General features: G+C 71.7%; 10 protein-coding genes and 1 tRNA gene. 1 reads left to right on the top strand and 10 read right to left on the bottom strand.

Annotated features, from left to right (window positions below):
- Nucleotides 1–7 precede the first annotated feature (7 nt).
- The 3 genes from ACWDRW_RS13385 to ACWDRW_RS13375 form a co-directional block, all read right to left on the bottom strand.
- Nucleotides 8–1,855: a carbamoyltransferase family protein gene (locus ACWDRW_RS13385; protein ID WP_451722811.1), complete on the bottom strand. Its 1,848-nt coding sequence runs from the start codon at nt 1,853–1,855 to the stop codon at nt 8–10.
- On the bottom strand, nt 1,856–4,042 hold the full coding sequence (locus ACWDRW_RS13380; protein WP_451722810.1) for an iron-containing redox enzyme family protein: 2,187 nt from the start codon (nt 4,040–4,042) through the stop codon (nt 1,856–1,858).
- Nucleotides 4,043–4,192: 150 nt separating this feature from the next.
- Complete coding sequence (locus ACWDRW_RS13375; RefSeq protein WP_451722808.1) at nt 4,193–4,411, bottom strand: hypothetical protein; 219 nt, start codon at nt 4,409–4,411, stop codon at nt 4,193–4,195.
- A gap of 147 nt (nt 4,412–4,558) precedes the next feature.
- Between ACWDRW_RS13375 and ACWDRW_RS13370 the strand changes: the two genes are divergently transcribed.
- Entirely contained in the window at nt 4,559–5,533 is a 975-nt protein-coding gene (locus ACWDRW_RS13370; protein WP_451722806.1) for a helix-turn-helix domain-containing protein, read from the top strand.
- 109 nt (nt 5,534–5,642) lie between these two features.
- Here the strand turns inward: ACWDRW_RS13370 and ACWDRW_RS13365 are convergent, their stop codons facing one another.
- From ACWDRW_RS13365 to topA, 7 genes are all read right to left on the bottom strand, one after another.
- Nucleotides 5,643–5,996, bottom strand: coding sequence for a hypothetical protein (locus ACWDRW_RS13365; RefSeq protein ID WP_451722805.1), 354 nt, complete (start codon nt 5,994–5,996; stop codon nt 5,643–5,645).
- 374 nt (nt 5,997–6,370) lie between these two features.
- Complete coding sequence (locus tag ACWDRW_RS13360; protein WP_451722957.1) at nt 6,371–7,822, bottom strand: AAA family ATPase; 1,452 nt, start codon at nt 7,820–7,822, stop codon at nt 6,371–6,373.
- A gap of 200 nt (nt 7,823–8,022) precedes the next feature.
- A tRNA-Thr gene (locus tag ACWDRW_RS13355) sits at nt 8,023–8,096 on the bottom strand.
- A 107-nt stretch (nt 8,097–8,203) separates the two neighbouring features.
- Nucleotides 8,204–9,826: an alpha/beta hydrolase gene (locus ACWDRW_RS13350; protein ID WP_451722803.1), complete on the bottom strand. Its 1,623-nt coding sequence runs from the start codon at nt 9,824–9,826 to the stop codon at nt 8,204–8,206.
- 202 nt (nt 9,827–10,028) lie between these two features.
- Nucleotides 10,029–11,234: a DNA polymerase III subunit delta' gene (locus tag ACWDRW_RS13345; RefSeq protein ID WP_451722801.1), complete on the bottom strand. Its 1,206-nt coding sequence runs from the start codon at nt 11,232–11,234 to the stop codon at nt 10,029–10,031.
- Between the two features lie 169 nt (nt 11,235–11,403).
- Entirely contained in the window at nt 11,404–14,772 is a 3,369-nt protein-coding gene (gene tmk / locus ACWDRW_RS13340; protein ID WP_451722799.1) for a dTMP kinase, read from the bottom strand.
- Between the two features lie 128 nt (nt 14,773–14,900).
- A complete protein-coding gene (gene topA, locus ACWDRW_RS13335; protein ID WP_451722798.1) occupies nt 14,901–17,738 on the bottom strand; it encodes a type I DNA topoisomerase in 2,838 nt (945 codons plus the stop codon).
- Nucleotides 17,739–17,974 lie beyond the last annotated feature (236 nt).

Here is a 17,974-nt window from a genome sequence, read left to right as displayed (position 1 = left end):
GGCGGGCTCAGTCCAGCGGGACCAGTTCGCGCCAGTCGACGGCCTCGACGAACTCCGGCTGGTCCGCCTTCCTGAGCAGGAACCGGCCGAGGACCAGAACGTCGATGCCGGTGCGCATGAAGCACTGGTACGCCTCCTGCGGCGTACGGACGATCGGTTCACCGCGCACGTTGAACGAGGTGTTGACGAGGACGGAGCAGCCGGTCCGCTTCCTGAAGGCCCGCAGAAGCCGGGTGAATTCGGGGTTGCGGTCCTCGTCCACGCTCTGCACCCGCGCCGAGAGGTCCACGTGGGTGATGGCGGGCAGCTCCGAGCGCACCTCGTTGATGCTGCCGAGGTCCCGGCGCGGCTCGGCGTCGTCCGGCGTCACCGCGATGCTCTGCGCGACCGGGGAGACCATGAGCATGTACGGACTCTCCATCCGGAGGTCGAAGTACTTCTCCATGTCCTCCCGGAGCACGGCCGGCGCGAACGGCCGGAAGGACTCCCGGAACTTGATTTTGAGGTTCATGGTCTTCTGCATCTCGGCGTTGCGCGGATCGCCGAGGATGGACCGGGCGCCCAGGGCGCGGGGGCCGTACTCCATCCGGTCCTGGAACCAGCCGATGACGGCGCCCTCGGAGAGGTGCTCGGCGGTGGCCGCGTACACGCTCGCCGGGGACTCGGGGTCGTCGGCGAGTTCGGTGAACGGGTAGCCGTTCTCCGTGAGGAAGGCACGGATCTCGTCGTCGGAGTACCCCGGCCCGAGCAGCGAGCCGCTCATGCCGTCTCGGGCCGTGCCCAGGTGCGGTCGGCCCGAGCCGGGCACCGCGGCGGTGAGGGCGGCGCCGAGAGCGCACCCCGCGTCCCCGGCGGCGGGCTGGACCCAGATGTCGTCGAACAGACCCGACTTGCTCAGCTTGCCGTTGGACACGCAGTTGAGCGCGACCCCGCCGGCCAGACACAGCCGCCGCTCGCCGGTCAGCTCGGCCGCCCGCCGGGCGAGCCCCAGGACGGCCTCCTCGGTGACGAGCTGCACCGAGGCGGCCAGATCGCACTCGCGCTGGGTCAGCGGACCCTCGGGTTCGCGGATCGGCCCGCCGAACAGCTCCTCGAAGGCCGCGCCGACCATGCGCCGGCCCCGCACGTACTCGAAGTAGCGGGGATTGAGGGTGAAGGAGCCGTCCGGGCGCAGGTTGATCAGCTCGCGCCGGATCAGATCGGCGTAACGCGGCTCGCCGTAGGGCGCCAGGCCCATCAGCTTGTACTCGCCGGAGTCCACCTTGAAACCGCAGTAGTAGGTGAACGCGGAGTAGAGCATGCCGAGCGAGTGCGGATAGGAGATGGAGTTGACCAGCTCGAGGGAGTTCCCGCGACCGTGCCAGATGGTCGTGGTCTGCCACTCGCCGACGCCGTCGATGGTGAGGACCGCCGCGCTGTCGAAGGGCGAGGGGTAGTACGCCGAGGCTGCGTGCGACTGGTGGTGACGGGAGGCGCGCGGCTTGGGCGGAACGCCCCGTCCCAGCGCCAGCAGCTCCTCCTCGACCCGGCCGAGCGCGTTCCGCTTCCAGCGCAGCCACTCCGGGTACACCGCGGTGAAGGCGCGCAGGCCCCCCGGGCCCGCGCTGCGGAAGGAGGAGCGCACCCGCTCGTACTTGAGCTCGGGGTCTTCGTAGTAGACGACCTGGTCGAGGTCGCCCAGCGCGATCCCCGCGTGGTCGAGGCAGTAGCGGATCGCCTCCCGGGGGAACGCGGAGTCGTGCCGCACCCGGGTGAACCGCTCCTCCTGCGCGGCGGCGACGACGACGCCGTCCTGTACGAGGGCCGCGGCGCTGTCGTGGTAGTAGGCCGAGATTCCGAGGATGTACGAGGGCATCTAACCGATCACTTTCACTGCTGGGTGATGCATCAGGGGCTGGGCTGCCCGGACGTCCCGCGGTGTCCGGTCGGCCCCGGCCGGGATGAGCCGGCGCAGGGAACTGCGCAGCGCGGCCAGCGGTCCGTCGTCCTCGGACGGCACGGTGGCCAGGGAGGCGTAACCGACGCGGACGCGTTCCCACTCGCCGCGGATCCGCTCGGGCTCGGTGGGCGCGATCCGGCGCAGATGCGTGTCGATGGCCTCCGCCGCCCAGGCGGAGTGCCCGGTCGAGACGTTGTCGATGGTGTTGTGGATGTCGACGAAGCGGGTGCTGAAGCCGTAGTACTTCAGGAACCGGCGGGCGCTGCGGTAGCTGCCGCCCACGCCGGAGAGCTCCATGGCCAGGTTCAGGCCCAGGATCTCCGGCAGGAACGTGCGGGGCAGCTTGCCGATGCACAGCCAGTACACCGGCAGGCGCAGCGACTCCTCGCGGACGCGTTCGTCGTGGGCGAAGGCGCGGCTGCCGGTGGGCGGCAGCTCGACGCCCATCTGCCGCAGCCCGTCCCGGTAGATCTTCGGGTGGTTGAGCGGCAGCTGTCCGTTGCCCAGCTCGTCCCAGTAGATCTCGAAGAGCGGGAAGCCGATCCGCGAGGACGCCAGGTGGACGTCCGTGAAGCCCTGCAGCCACGAGCCGTCGATCAGGGTGAGCGGCGCGAGCTGGACGGTGGAGTCGATGACGTCCTCACGCGTGGGCAGCGCGTCGGGGTCGGTCTCGGTGAAGGCGAGGTCGTGCTGGTCGTGCTGGTCCAGCAGCCAGGGTCGCAGCCCGTCCCGGGGCCACTCGGCCGGCAGCGACCGGCCGTCCCGGTCCACCTCCGCGCGGCTGGCCCGCAGCCAGCGCTGTACGTAGTCCACCGCGTAGGCGCGGGTACGGGGGGACAGTGCCCTGCCCTGGAGCTGGAAGTACGCCTCGCGCAGCCCCATGGGCGCCGAGCCGGTCCCGGCGTCCTCACGCGCCGTCGGACGAGGCGCCGGGGCGGGGTAGGCCGAAGCCTGGACGTCGTCCCGCGGCCGGTCGCCGCGCTCGACGGGAAGGCCGTCGATCCACCGGTGGATGATGGTGAGGTCCTGCGGGCTGAAGATGCGGAACATGCGGCCCCGCGGTCCGATCAGACCCCGCACCAGAGGGCTGCGGGCGTGGTCGCCCGGCCGCACCAGAAGGCTGTCCGCCAGGGCCCGCACCAGCGGCAGGGGGTCGACCTGCGCCTCGCGCAGCCAGTCCGACAGCGCGCGTCCGTCGAGCTTGAACTCGTGGTGGTACACGGCCGCTTCACGGGCGCGCCGCTGGATGAGCTCGGCCATGGCGCGCTCGGGGTCCAGCGCCGCGGCGCAACGGTCCAGCAGCGCGGTGTTCCACCGCTCCAGCGCGGCCGCCAGCCAGGCGGCTCCGCGCACGATGCGCTCCTGCGCCCCGGGCACCGTCTCGGCGCACAGCTCGGCCACCTCGGCGCACTGGGCGCGCGGGTCCGTCACGTCGGTGCGTCCCGACGCGGTGCCGAGGTCCAGCCGTGACCAGTCGACGGCGGACTCGCGGTACGGACGCAGCGCCGCGAGGGCCGGCAGCGGGCCGAGGGTGCGCCAGGCGAGGTCCGCGCCGATGAGTTCGAAGAAGTAGGCGTCACTGCGCCGCGTCATCGCGAGCAGCACGGCGGGCAGCGCGAACATGTCGTCGTGGATGGCCGCGACGCTGGCCAGTTCCTCCGCCGGCAGCGAGTTCTCGTTGAGCGACTCGCGCTCCACGAGCAGCCGGTACTCGTCGAACCGGGAGGCCCGGGGACTGCCGACCCCGATGTCGTCGGCGAGCAGTGCCAGTGCCTGGAGCTGAAGGTCGTCCTCGAAGACCCCCGGTGCGCTCAGCCCCTGCAGACAGGCGCCGAGCACGGACGCCATCGGCAGCGCCTCGATCAGCAGACTGCGGATCACCTGGTCGAGTGCCTGTTCGCCCTCCTCCGCCGCCCGCGCCAGCTGAGCGGTGTGGGTGGCGTCCTCGCGGTGCCGGGTCACCCGGTCGAGGACCTGCTTCAGGGTGTCGGTGTCCCGCTGCCCCTGCCCCGCCCCGGCCACCTGCTCCATGAGGGCGTCCACGTGCGCCACCTCGAAGAGCGCCTCGGGCTCGATGGCCTCCTTGTAGAGGCTCCGCCACACGGACCTGTCCCCCCTCGTCCTTCTCCTGAGCGCCGAAATTGTTCAGCGCATGACAAATAAGCCCGGCTCGCCGCCCCGGCACACGATGTGACGGGCCGGACCCGCCCCCGCTCGTACGGCGGCGGACCGGGCGGTGAGGTCAGCTCGCGATCAGAGGGAGCCGGTCTCGTCCTGCGTCGCGACGAAGTCCCCCTGCACGGCCCGCGGGGTGACGACCCCCCACTGGGAATCCCCCGCGAGGACGCTGCTCCCCCACTGGGAGTCCTGCGCGACGGCGGCCGGTCCGAAGTCGGGACCGACCCCGGCGAGTCCGGCGATGGCGAGCGCCGCGAGGGCGCTCAGGGCGTAGCGGAGCCACACCTTCGACATGTCAACCTCTGCTTTCCGAAGGTCCATATCCGCCGCGGTACTGGCGGATCCCCTCTGGACCTCCATCAGCATGCAGGGCGCCTCCGACCTGTGGAAACGGCCTTTGGCAGCATGAACAGGCAATGCGCGAACCGGTAGGGGGGATATATGTGCACAGATGATGACACAGGCGATAAGGACCCGATCGAGATCTGCGAGGAAGGCCTCGCGTACTACTCCGAGCTGCTCGGCGGCTCCGCGGCCCCGGGCGACGCTCCTCGCTGTCTGCTGGACCTCGGTCTCATCAAGGAGTTGCCGGGCGGCAAGCTCACGCCCATCGCGCCCCGTACGGCGGGAGCGTCCCGGATGAGCCGACTGGAGCGGAGCATCGCGGACCAGCAGCGGACCCTGGAGGCCGTCCGGGCCTCGCTGTCCCGCGCGGAACGCGCCTATCTGGACAGCTACGGGCGGCAGAACGCCCCCCTGATCCGCGAGGTACAGGGCGCCGAGGCGATCAGCGCCACCCTGTCGGCGTCCGTCAGGGCCTGCCGACGGGAACTGCTGACCGCCCAGCCCGGCGGCGGGCGCCCGCAGGAGCTGCTGCAGAAGGCCCTGCCCGACGACCTCAGCGCCCTCGCGCGCGGGGTGGAGCAGAAGACCATCTACCAGCACACGATCCGTTCCCACGCGCCGACGCTCGCCTACGCGGAGGAGATCTGCCGGGCGGGCGGTGAGATACGGACCGTCGACGAGGTCTTCGACCGGCTGATCATCTGCGACCGGCAGATCGCCTTCGTCCCGGATCCCGAATCGGAGCGTGCGGACCTGGCCCTGGCCATCGAACATCCGGGCGTCGTGCGCTATCTGGTGGGCATCTTCCACCACATCTGGCAGCGGGCGGCGCCCATCCAGCCGAACACGCTCAGCCATCTGACCCCGACCGTGACGAACGACATCCGCCGCGCCGTGCTCCAGCTGATGATCGACGGCCACACGGACACGGTCATCGCGTCCCGGCTCGGCATGAGCGTCCGCAGCGTCACCAACCACATGCGCTGGGCCTCCGACCTCTTCGGCAGCCGCAGCCGGGCCCAACTCGCCTACCGCATAGGCCGCAGCGGCTTCTTCGACGACGCGGCGTAGGAAGCCACCCCCGCCGGGGCCGTCCGGCGGCAGCCAACGCCGACCTGTCTGCCGCCGACGCCCCGCCGGGCCGGCCTGCGCTTCCCCCGACCCAACAAAAAAGACCAGGTCAGAAGAGCTCTGACCTGGCCCTGAAAAGAGCCGCCTTCGGGATTCGAACCCGAGACCACCCCGTCTCCAGCTCATCGGTCTCATCGGTGAAGGTCGGCCGACACTCCCCGGTGCTCAGATCGAGCCGCCCACCGGCCGCGGCCGGGCCGCCCTCCAGCAGCATGGCAAGCATCTCCAGATCGACCGGGGTGCGCGACGTGCCCGGACCGTCGCCGCGTTCCTCTCCGGGAAGCTCGGTGACCTGCTGGGGGAGCCAGGACAGCAGCAGTTCCTCCACATGTCGCGGCTCCCACAGCCCCAGCCGACCGTCGACGGTCGCCCGGTGCCGGTAGTCCAACGCCGCCTCGGCCATGGACGCGTCCACCGGCGTCCCCCTGTTCCGCGGCCCACCGAACCAGCCGGTCGACCAACAGCCCACACGCCGCCCCGAACTCCTCCTCAGCCCCGGCCTCGTACCGCATCCGCATGAATTCCGCCCCGCCTGTCCGCGGCCCTGCTCGCCTGGCCTCGCCACGCGACCGCCGGATCGCGACGCACCGATCCAGGCCGAGGACCTGCGGCCCACCACCGACATTTCGTGGTGGCTGCCCGCGCTCACCCTGACCGTCCGACGACGGATCGCGCAGGGCCGTACGAGCTCGCGCCCTCCTCTCCGAAGAGCCCGAACTCGTCATACAGCTCCAGCGGCCGGTACGGCCGACCGATCCCCCGCGCGCAGATCGAGAGTCACTCTCCGTGGTAGAGGCGTGGCAGGTCGATCAGTTGAATCGTGGGGTCGTTCTTTGCGAGGTGATTCAGCTCATCGGTGAAGCCTGTGCCGCTGAAGCAGTAGAGCCTCGTTGCCTCGGTAGCCGTGCCACTCCTGGTCAGGAGGGAACGGATGTGCCGGAGGCGTTCCAGGTGGCCGACTCCCATCACGTCACTCCACTTCGCTTCGCCGATGGCGAGCAGCACCTGGCGCCCCTCTTGGCTCTCGCCGTGGACTGCGACGTCGACCTCGTGGCTGGTCCTGGCAGCCGGGTCGTTGACGGTTCCGCCGGCGACGCGTGTGACATGTCCTCCCTGGGTGTCGGGTGCCGCATGCCAGCGGGCCCATTCCCGGCAGACCTGCTCGAAGTGCGGGCCGACGACTTTGCTGCGGAAGGTGGTCTGGGCTCGGCGCCATACGTCGGGCGCCCGCCCGGGGCGTTCCAGATCACCCCAGGCCGGGCGCATGACCGCGTGGTAGAAGGTGACGAGCGGTTCGGCGATGCGGTAGGCGGAGCGGTTGCGGCGAAAGGCATCGGGTTCGTGGGTGATCATTCCGACGTCCTGGAGAACGCTCAACGGGTGGGCGAGGTCGGTGGACTTGCGCCCCAGATAGTCGGCGATGCCGCCACGAGCCGCGTTACCCGCGGCGATGGCCGCCAGTACCGAGTGATAGAGCGCGGTGTCGTGGAGTTCGGGCTCCTCTGCGAGGAGATAGCGGGCCTCCCGGAAGAGCGGACGCGCCGGGTTGAGCACGGCGCGGATGACCCAGTCGTCGAAGTCGTCCGGCTCGGCAGGGGTGTCCCCCTGAGTGAACTCACGCCGGTAGGCAGGCGTGCCGCCGACGATGGCATTGGTCAACAACGCCGTGCGCGGGTCGTCGATCTGCCAGAACTCGGCAGCGAGCCGGAAATCCAGGGTCGGGACCACGAGTTCGAGGCCGGCTCGGCCACGCAGCGGAGCATTGCCGGACAGCAACCGGCCCATGAACGACAGCGCGGAACCGCACAGCAGCAGACGCACGGGAGTGTTGGTGTGCTGGGCAGCAGGGTCCAGAGCGCGCTGGATGATCGAAGGCAGGGAGGGAGATGCCTTGGCGAGGAAGGGGAACTCGTCGATGACCGCCACGGTGGGGCCGCCCGCGTCGGCGATGCGCATGAGTTCCGCGACCGCCTCGTCCCAGTGCGCGAAGCGGAAAGGAGTGGGCTGCCCGCGATAACGGGCCAGTGCCTCACCGAACTGACGTAGGGCGTCGGCCTCGGTGGTCTCGGTGGCGGTGAACATGAAGCCGCCACTGGCACGAGCGACGGCGTCGAGCAGGAAGGTCTTGCCCTGCCGCCGGCGACCGGAGACAACGCCCAGCGTGGCCCGCGGGCCCGGCAGGGTGGCGAACCGGGTCAGCTCGGCCCATTCGAAGACCCGATCGAACATCTCTGCGGGCTTGTCCACAGCACCAGCTCCCACATATAGATGCAGTTATTATAGCTGCATCTATACACTTCTGGCCGCCCCGCCGCCCTCGTCGGCCCGTGCCAGGCACTCGCCGACGGCAGCGCCGCAGTCCAGTCCGGACGACACAGCGTGAATAACAGAAAACCCCAGGTCAGATACCTGACCTGGGGTTCAAAATGAGCCGCCTTCGGGATTCGAACCCGAGACCTACGCATTACGAGTGCGTTGCTCTGGCCATCTGAGCTAAGGCGGCGCGCTGTCCGCACTATGGTGCGATCAGCAACGTCGGTAAGTCTACACAGTTTCCGGGGGTGCTCCGCACCAGGCCCGGAGGCACCCCCTCAGGGCCTGGTCGCAGGGCTATGAGCAGCGCTTCTTGTCCGTCGGCGGGGTCCCCCGCAGGAGGTACGCGTTGATCGTGCGGTCGACGCAGTCGCTGCCGCGGCCGTACGCCGTGTGGCCGTCGCCCTCGTAGGTGAGGAGGCGGGCCGAGGAGAGCTGGGCCGCCAGGGAGCGGGCCCAGCGGTACGGGGTCGCCGGGTCGCGGGTGGTGCCGACGACCACGATCGGCGCCGCCCCCTTCGCCTCGATGCGGTGCGGTGCGCCCGTCGCGGCCACCGGCCAGTACGCGCAGTTCAGGGAGGCCCAGGAGAGGCCCTCGCCGAAGACGGGGGACGCCTTCTCGAAGGCGGGCAGCGCCTCCCCCACCTGCTCGGGGGTGTCGAAGGCGGCCGGGAGGTCGAGGCAGTTCACGGCGGCGTTGGCGAACATCAGGTTCGCGTAGCGGCCCTCGGCGTCCCGCTCGTAGTAGCTGTCGGCGAGGACCAGCAGCCCCGCGCCGTCGTTCTCCTTCATCGCGGAGGTCAGCGCCTCCCGCAGCTGCGCCCAGGCCGCCTCGTCGTACATCGCCGCGATCACACCGATGGTGGCGAGGGACTCGCCGAGCTTGCGGCCGTCCACGTCACCGGTGGGGATCGGCCGGCCGTCGAGCTTCCCGAAGAACGCCTTGAGGTTCGCGCCGACCTGGTCGGCCTTCGTGCCGAGCGGGCAGTCCGGCTGCTGGACGCAGTCCCGCGCGAACGCCCGGAACGCCGTCTCGAACCCCGCCGTCTGGTCGAGGTTCATCCGCCGGGCGGGCAGTGAGGGGTCCATCGCGCCGTCCAGCACCAGCCGGCCGGCCCGCTTCGGGAACAGTCCCGCGTACGTCGCCCCGAGGAAGGTGCCGTACGACGCCCCCACGTAGTTCAGCCGCTCGTCGCCCAGCACGGCGCGCAGGATGTCCATGTCCCGGGCCGCCTCGACGGTGGACACATGGCGCAGCAGCTTCGGCGAGTGCGCGCCGCAGCCTTCGGCGAACTCCTTGTACGCATCCACCAGTTCGGCCGTCTCCGACGCGTCGTCGGGTGTGATGTCCGTCTGGGTGTACGCGTCCATGGCGGGCCCGTCCAGGCACTCCACCGGTTCGCTGCGGGCGACCCCGCGTGGGTCGAGCGCCACCATGTCGTAGCGGGCGCGGACCTCGGCGGGGTAACCCACACCGGCGTACGCCTGGAGGTAGCCGACCGCCGAACCTCCCGGCCCGCCCGGGTTGACCAGCAGTGATCCGATCCGCTCGCCCGGTCCGGTGGCCTTCTTGCGGGAGACGGCCAGCCGGACCTCGGCTCCTTCCGGCTCCGCGTAGTCGAGCGGCGCCCTCAGCGTGGCGCACTCGAAGCCGGGGACCCCGCAGTCACGCCAGTTCAGCTTCTGCCCGTAGTACGGCGCGAGCGCGTCGGGCGTCGCCTGGGGCAGCGCGGCGAGTGCGGCCTCCGCCGCAGGGCTCGCGGAACTCGTCGAGCCGCCCGCGGAACACGCCGAGACCACCAGCGCGGCGACGGCGAGGAGGGCTCCCGCCGCGCGGATTCCGTGGGAACGAGGGCGGGCGTGCGGACGAGAGGACCGGGGGCCGGGCGTGCGGGACGGGTGGGGGAGCCTGAGGTGCATCGGTCGAGCGTAACTCTGCGCAGCCGAACGAATGCCCTCCGTGCGAGTCGCGGCTCGTACGGATTACCTGGTCAACCTCTCGTTGATCGTGCGGTGGCGAACCCCCGGCGGGGCGACGGCCGTTCCCCGCGCGACCGCACCCGCGCGAACCTGGCCAAGGTGGCCGTCATCGGGCTGCGACCGCGGCTGCGGAGCCTTCGGCTCAGCCCGCTCTCAACGCCATCGTCATCGCCTCCACCGCCAGCAGCGGCGCCACATTGCGGTCCAGGGCGTCCCGGCAGGCGGCGATGGCCTCGATACGGCGCAAGGTGGACTCCGGGGAGCTGCTGCGGGCGAAACGGTCCAGAGCGTCCTGGGCGTCGTCGTTGGCGATGGCCACCCGGGAGCCGAGCTGGAGGGCGAGGACGTCCCGGTAGAAGGCGGTGAGGTCGGTCAGGGCGAGGTCGAGGCTGTCGCGCTGCGTACGGGTGCGGCGACGCTTCTGCTTGTCCTCCAGGTCCTTCATCACGCCCGCCGTGCCACGCGGGAGCCGGCCGCCCTGGGCCGCGCCGAGCGCCGCCTTCAGCTCCTCGGTCTCCTTGCCGTCCATCTCCTCGGCCAGCTGCTTGGCGTCCTCGGCCGCCGCGTCCACGAGTTCCTGCGCGGCCTTGAGACAGCCGCCGACGTCGTCGACGCGCAGGGGCAGCTTCAGCACGGAGGCCCGGCGCTCGCGAGCGGCGGGGTCCGTGGCCAGTCGGCGCGCGCGGTCGACGTGCCCCTGGGTGGCACGGGCCGCGGCGGCGGCGACGGCGGGCTCGATGCCTTCCCGCCGCACGAGCATGTCGGCCACGGCGTCCACCGAAGGGGTACGCAGGTTCAGGTGGCGGCAGCGGGAGCGGATCGTGGGCAGGACGTCCTCGATGGAGGGGGCGCAGAGCAGCCAGACCGTGCGGGGGGCGGGCTCCTCCACGGCCTTCAGGACGGCGTTGGCCGACTTCTCGTTCAGCCGCTCGGCGTCCTCGACGAGGATGACCTGCCAGCGGCCGTTGGCCGGCGAGGTGAACGACTTGCGGACGGTGTCCCGCATGTCGTCGGCGAGGATCTGGGTGCCCACGGCGGCGACGGTCGTGACGTCGGCATGGGTGCCGACGAGGGCCGTATGACAGCCGTCGCAGAAGCCGCAGCCGGGGGCTCCACCGAGGGCGCGGTCGGGGCTGACGCACTGGAGCGCGGCGGCGAAGGCCCGGGCCGCCTGCGTCCGGCCCGCGCCCGGGGGGCCGGTGAACAGCCAGGCGTGCGTCATCTTCGACGCCTCGGGCGGCGGGGCGTCGGTGGCGGCGGCGGTGACCAGGGCGTCGGCGTCCCGGGCAGCGGCGGTGAGCTGTTCGCTCACCTTCTCCTGCCCCACCAGGTCGTCCCACACGGTCATGACACCCGCCGCCCTTCCGTCCACATGTCGCGGTACGCCCTCCATTGTGGGGGGCGGCACTGACAACGCGGCGCCGCCGCCATGTCGGTGCCCGTGCCGAGACCGAGGCCAACGCCAAGCGGCGGTCGGGGCACGGCCGCCGCTACGGCAGTCCTACGACGCGGGCGGCTCAGCGCCTCCCCCGCCCCCGCCCGTCGTCGTGCTCGTCCTCACGCGGGCCCAGCAACTCGTCCGCCAGGGACGGGAGGTCGTCCAGCGGGGTCTCCTCGGCCCAGTCCGACCGGGGCCGACTGCGCCGACGCGTCTCGGGCTCGTCGCCCCGCGGGTCGGCCTGAGGGTCGACCTGCGGCAGCTCGCGGGTGCGGTCGTCCGCTCCCTCCGGCCGACGCTCATCGCGGAAGAAGCCCGGCGGCACCCGGTCCGCGGGATCCTCACCCCGTACGGGAGGCAGCACCGCGGTCTCGTCCTCGGCCCTCGGATCCACCTGAGGCAGAACCGTCGTCTCGTCGTCCCCGCCCCCCGCCGGACGCACCGGAGGCAGCACGGCCGTCTCATCGGCGGGCCCCGCCGCACGCACCGGCGGCAGCACCGCGGTCTCATCCGCGGCACCCGTCACGGCGTCCCCGGCCCCCGGCACCCGGTCCGCCGCCCGCGCCCCCGGGTCTCCGGTCCCCGGCGTCCGATCCGAAGCTCCCCGGCCCCGCTCCGCGGCCCCCCGCGCCCGACCGGAGCCGTCCCCCGGCTGCGGCAGTTCCGCCGTGACCTCGGAGTCGCCGCCCGCGGACCGCTCCCCCGCGCGCGGCAGTACCGCCGTGTCCTCCACCGGGCCGCCCGAGGCGTTCGTCGGGGTCACTACCGGCGTCGGGACAGTCGCCGCGTCCGCGCCGGCCGTGGGCGCCGCGGGAGCCGCGGGCTTCGGGCCCGCCTCCGCCGCGGCCGCCGCCCGCTCGGCGAGGCGCCGCGCCTCCTCGGCCCGCAGCAGGGCCTCCTCCGCCTTGCGCTGCTTCTCCAGGCGGCGCGCGTCGGCCTCGGCGCGCAACCGGGCCTCCTCCTCGGCCTGCCTGCGCCGACGCTCCTCCTCCGCCTTGCGGCGGGCCTCCTCCTCCGCGCGGGCCTTCTCCTCGGCGAGCAGCCGCCGGCGTTCCTCCTCGGCACGGCGGGCCGCCTCCTCGGCGCGCTGCCGGGCCTCCTCCGCCTGCCGCTCGGCCTCGCGGCGCTGCGCCTCCTCCAGCTCGCGGCGCTTGCGCTCCTCCTCCTCGGCACGCAGCCGGGCGAGCTGCTCCTGGCGCTCGCGCTCAAGGCGCTCCTCCTCGGCCTTGCGGGCGGCCTCGGCCTCCGCGCGCAGCCGGGCCTCCTCCTCGGCCTTGCGCCGCGCCTCCTCCCGGGCCTCGATCTCGGCCTCGGACAGCGGCAGCATCTGGTCGAGCCGGTGCCGTACGACGGTGGTGACGGCCTCGGGCTCCTGGACCGCGTCCACCACCAGGTAGCGCCCGGGGTCGGCGGCGGCCAGCGTGAGGAAACCGGCGCGCACGCGCGCGTGGAACTCCGCGGGCTCCGACTCCAGCCGGTCAGGCGCCTCGGTGAAGCGCTCGCGCGCGGTCTCCGGGTCGACGTCGAGCAGGACCGTCAGATGCGGCACCAGGCCGTCGGTGGCCCAGCGGTTGATCCGGGCGATCTCCGTCGGCGACAGGTCACGGCCCGCCCCCTGGTAGGCCACGGACGAGTCGATGTACCGGTCGGAGATCACAACCGCGCCGCGCTCCAGGGCGGGCCGGACGACGGTGTCCACGTGCTCCGCGCGGTCGGCGGCGTACAGCAGCGCCTCCGCGCGGTGCGAGAGCCCGGCGCTGGAGACGTCCAGCAGGATCGACCGCAGCCGCTTGCCCACCGGCGTGGCCCCCGGCTCGCGCGTGAGGACGACCTCGTGCCCCTTGGCCCTGATCCACTCGGCGAGAGCCTCGGCCTGGGTGGACTTCCCGGCGCCGTCGCCGCCCTCCAGGGCGATGAAGAAGCCGGTGCTGGCGGGCGCCGGCTCGGGGTCGTCGCCGCCGAGCAGCGCATCGCGCAGGTCGTGCCGCAGCGGCACCCCGGACCGGTCGTCGACCTTGGCCAGCACCAGCGCGGCCACCGGCAACAGCAGCGCGCCGACCAGCATCAGCGTGAAGGCGGCGCCGCCGTGCGCGAACACGAACCGGCCGCTCTCCAGCCGGTGCGGGCCGATCGCGGCGGCCACCACGGGCGCGACGAGCACGCCGAGCGCCACGAACACCCGTACGACGGCGTGCAGATGCTCGGTGGTCCGCGGGCGGCGGAAGTCCTCGGTCTCCTGGTCCAGCAGCGTGTGACCGGTGTTGGCGGCCACGCCCGCGAACACGCCCGCGAGGGCGAGGACCAGCAGGACGGTGGTGACGTCCGGGACGAGCCCGGCGACCAGCAGCGCGACGCCGGCGAACGCGATGGCCAGCGCGAGCAGACGACGCCGCGACAGCGACACCAGCACCTTGGGCGCCGTACGGATGCCGACGACCACTCCGCCGGTCAGCGCGAGCACCATCAGGCCGTACAGCACCGGGCCGCCGCCGAGGTCCTTGGCGTGCAGTACCGAGACGGCGACCGAGGCCGACACCGCGCCCGCGACGGCCGCGCAGGCCGGCACCAGCAGCGGGATCGCGCCGGTACGGCCCTTGTCGACACCGGTGCCCGTCTTCGGCCGACGCAGCCCCTCCAGCGGGGAACGCGCGCGTGGAGTGCGGGTGTCGGGAAGTTCCAGGAAGGTCACCACGGACAAGGACGCCGCGAACAGACCGGCCGCCACGTAGGAGGCGAGCGCCGCCTGGTGCTCGCCGAACCAGTCGATCCCGGTGCCCAGCAGGTTGTTGAACAGGGCCGCGGTGACCAGCGCGGCGGCCGCGAGGGGCACCGCCAGGAAGCTGGTGCGCAGCGACAGGCGGCGCAGCGCGTCCATGTGGTCCGGCAGCGGGCGTACCGTCGCGCCCTCCGGGGGCGGGCCCGGCAGCAGGGCGGGCGCCGCACTCTCCCGGCACACGGTCCAGAAACGCTCGGCGACTCCGGTCACGAAGACGGTCACCAGCAGGACGGCCAGGGCGTTGTCCGGCGTCCAGTCGACCCACAGCGGCGCGACGATGAGCAGCGCGGCGCGCAGCCCGTCCGCGCCGACCATGGTCCAGCGCCGGTCGAGCGGGCCGTCGTGGGAGGTCAACGAGGTGAGCGGGCCGAGGAGTACGGCGCCGAAGAGCAGTGTGGCGAGGACACGGGCCCCGAAGACGGTCGCCACTGCGAACGCCACGCCCCGGTACCCGGCGCCGAACGAGCCCTCGGCGATGGCCGCCTGAAGTGCGAGAAGGACCAGCACGAGGAGGGCGAGGACATCGCCGACCCCGCTCACGAACTGTGCGCTCCACAAGCGCCTGAGCTGCGGTCGGCGCAGCAGGGCACGGACCGCGCGTTCGCGGGAGTCCGCCGCCAGGGCTTCGTCGGGGGCCGGATGGGGGGCCGTCGGCTGCTCGGCTCGCGTCATGCTTTCAGCCTATCGGGAGCCGCCGACAGCCCGTGGCGGCCGTCCGAACGTACGCCCGCCCCGACACCAAAGAGTGATGCCGGGGCGTTCGTTTCGCGAAGCGGAACGTGGGTACCGCCGCTCCGCGGTCAGTCCTCCGCGGCCGACTTCGAGGCCGAGGTCTTCTTCGCGGCGGTGGTCTTCGCGGCGGCCGTCTTCTTCGCGGTCGTCGTCTTCTTCGCCGCGGTCTTCTTCGCGGCCGTCGCCTTCTTGGCCGGAGCCTTCTTGGCGGCGGTCTTCTTGGTCGTGGCCTTCTTCGCCGTCTTCTTGGCGGGCCCCTTGGCGCGCTTCTCGGCGAGCAGCTCGTAGCCGCGCTCCGGGGTGATCGTCTCGACGCTGTCGCCGGAGCGCAGGGTCGCGTTGGTCTCCCCGTCGGTGACGTACGGCCCGAAGCGGCCGTCCTTGACCACCACCGGCTTCTCGCTGACCGGGTCGGTGCCCAGCTCCTTCAGCGGCGGCTTGGCGGCGGCCCGGCCGCGCTGCTTGGGCTGGGAGTAGATCTCCAGCGCCTCTTCGAGGGTGATCGTGAAGAGCTGGTCCTCGGTCTGCAGCGACCGGGAGTCCGTGCCCTTCTTCAGGTACGGCCCGTAGCGGCCGTTCTGCGCGGTGATCTCCTGGCCCTCGGCGTCGGTGCCCACCACGCGCGGGAGCGACATCAGCTTCAGGGCGTCGTCGAGCGTCACCGTGTCCAGGGCCATCGACTTGAACAGCGAGGCCGTCCGCGGCTTCACGGCGTTCTTGCCGGTCTTCGGGGTGCCCTCGGGCAGGATCTCGGTGACGTAGGGGCCGTAGCGACCGTCCTTGGCGACGATCTGGTTGCCGCTGACCGGGTCGGTGCCCAGCTCGAAGTCGCCGCTCGGCTTGGCGAGCAGCTCCTCGGCCATCTCCACGGACAGCTCGTCCGGCGCGAGGTCGGTCGGGATGTCGGCACGCTGGTGCTGCTCGGTGTCCTTCTCGCCGCGCTCGATGTAGGGGCCGTAGCGGCCGACCCGCAGCACGATGTCGTTGCCCACCGGGAACGAGGACACCTCGCGGGCGTCGATCGCGCCCAGGTCGGTCACCAGCTCCTTGAGGCCGCCGAGGTGGTCCCCGTCGCCGTTTCCGGCGTCGGCGGCGCCGCCCGCACCCGTGCCCTCGCCGAAGTAGAACCGCTTCAGCCACGGCACGGACTGCGCCTCACCGCGGGCGATGCGGTCGAGGTCGTCCTCCATCTTGGCGGTGAAGTCGTAGTCGACGAGCCGCCCGAAGTGCTTCTCCAGGAGGTTGACCACGGCGAAGGACAGGAAGGACGGCACGAGGGCCGTGCCCTTCTTGAAGACATAACCGCGGTCGAGGATCGTGCCGATGATCGAGGCGTACGTCGACGGGCGGCCGATCTCGCGCTCTTCGAGCTCCTTGACCAGGCTGGCCTCGGTGTAGCGGGCCGGGGGCTTGGTGGCGTGCCCGTCGACCGTGATCTCCTCGGCGCTGAGCGCGTCGCCCTCGCTGACCTGGGGCAGCCGGCGCTCGCGGTCGTCCAGCTCGGCGTTCGGGTCGTCGGCGCCCTCGACGTAGGCCTTGAGGAAGCCGTGGAAGGTGATCGTCTTGCCGGAGGCGCTGAACTCGACGTCCCGGCCGTCTGCGGCGGTGCCGGCGATCTTGACGGTCACGCTGTTGCCGGTCGCGTCCTTCATCTGGGAGGCGACGGTCCGCTTCCAGATCAGCTCGTAGAGCCGGAACTGGTCGCCGGTCAGGCCGGTCTCGGCGGGCGTGCGGAAACGATCACCCGAGGGGCGGATCGCCTCGTGCGCCTCCTGCGCGTTCTTGACCTTCCCGGCGTAGGTGCGCGGGGCGGAGGGCAGGTAGTCGGCGCCGTACAGCTGCGTGACCTGGGCACGGGCCGCGGCGACCGCGGTGTCGCTCAGGGTCGTGGAGTCCGTACGCATATAGGTGATGAAGCCGTTCTCGTACAGCTTCTGCGCGACCTGCATCGTCGCCTTGGCGCCGAAGCCGAGCTTCCGCGAGGCTTCCTGCTGCAGCGTCGTCGTACGGAAAGGAGCGTACGGCGAGCGGCGGTACGGCTTGGACTCGACGGAGCGGACGGCGAACCGCGTCTGCTCCAGGGCCGCGGCCAGGGCGCGGGCGTTCGCCTCGTCGAGGTGGAGGGTGTTCGCGCTCTTGAGCTGTCCCAGGGAGTCGAAGTCGCGGCCCTGCGCGACCCGCCTGCCGTCGACGGTCTGGAGGCGCGCGACCAGCGACGACGGGTCCGACGGATCCCCCGCGCGGCCGGTCGAGAAGGTGCCCGTCAGGTCCCAGTACTCAGCGGAACGAAACGCGATGCGCTCGCGTTCCCGCTCCACGACGAGCCGGGTGGCGACGGACTGCACACGGCCTGCCGACAGCCTCGGCATGACCTTCTTCCACAGGACCGGCGAGACCTCGTAGCCGTAGAGGCGGTCGAGGATGCGGCGGGTCTCCTGGGCGTCGACCAGCCGCTGGTTGAGCTCGCGCGGGTTGGCCACGGCGGCCTGGATCGCGGCCTTGGTGATCTCGTGGAAGACCATCCGCTTGACCGGGACCTTGGGCTTGAGCACTTCCTGGAGGTGCCACGCGATGGCCTCGCCCTCGCGGTCCTCATCGGTGGCGAGGAAGAGCTCGTCGGACTCCTTCAGCAGGTCCTTGAGCTTCTTGACCTGGGCCTTCTTGTCGGCGTTGACCACATAGATCGGCTCGAAGTCGTGTTCTACGTCCACACCGAGACGGCGGACCTCGCCGGTGTACTTCTCCGGCACCTCCGCGGCGCCGTTGGGGAGGTCGCGGATGTGCCCGACGCTCGCCTCGACAACGTATCCGGGGCCGAGATAGCCCTTGATCGTCTTCGCCTTGGCAGGCGACTCGACGATGACGAGTCGGCGGCCGCCCTTCGCGGTCTCGCTGGTCGGGGACAACTTCGCTCTTCTCTCCGGTCGACGCTGAGTGGCCTCCCCAGGCCTTGCTCTCCCGGGGTCGGGTACTGGTGACGCTGCGGAGTGTGACGGTACATCCCGCCCCCGTGTCAAACGGGAAAAGCCCGCAACGGCCACTCGAACGGTAACCCGACTACCGCCATTCCTGCCGCCCGGAGTGTCCACCGGCCTTTTCGAGCCTTTCCGGACGATCACGTACCGGTGATCGGAGTCCCAGC

Source organism: Streptomyces sp. NPDC003635, assembly GCF_053587635.1.
The sequence above is the reverse complement of the archived record's forward strand: the minus strand, read 5'-3'. Positions and strand labels throughout refer to the sequence as shown.

Bases quoted from the DNA above. Each gene is read 5' to 3' on its own strand.
- ACWDRW_RS13365 (WP_451722805.1), bottom strand. From the start codon at position 5,996: ATGGCCGAGGCGGCGTTGGACTACCGGCACCGGGCGACCGTCGACGGT.
- ACWDRW_RS13350 (WP_451722803.1), bottom strand. From the start codon at position 9,826: ATGCACCTCAGGCTCCCCCACCCGTCCCGCACGCCCGGCCCCCGGTCC.
- ACWDRW_RS13345 (WP_451722801.1), bottom strand. From the start codon at position 11,234: ATGACCGTGTGGGACGACCTGGTGGGGCAGGAGAAGGTGAGCGAACAG.
- tmk (WP_451722799.1), bottom strand. From the start codon at position 14,772: ATGACGCGAGCCGAGCAGCCGACGGCCCCCCATCCGGCCCCCGACGAA.
- ACWDRW_RS13375 (WP_451722808.1), bottom strand. From the start codon at position 4,411: ATGTCGAAGGTGTGGCTCCGCTACGCCCTGAGCGCCCTCGCGGCGCTC.
- ACWDRW_RS13385 (WP_451722811.1), bottom strand. From the start codon at position 1,855: ATGCCCTCGTACATCCTCGGAATCTCGGCCTACTACCACGACAGCGCC.
- ACWDRW_RS13370 (WP_451722806.1), top strand. From the start codon at position 4,559: ATGTGCACAGATGATGACACAGGCGATAAGGACCCGATCGAGATCTGC.
- ACWDRW_RS13360 (WP_451722957.1), bottom strand. From the start codon at position 7,822: ATGTTCGATCGGGTCTTCGAATGGGCCGAGCTGACCCGGTTCGCCACC.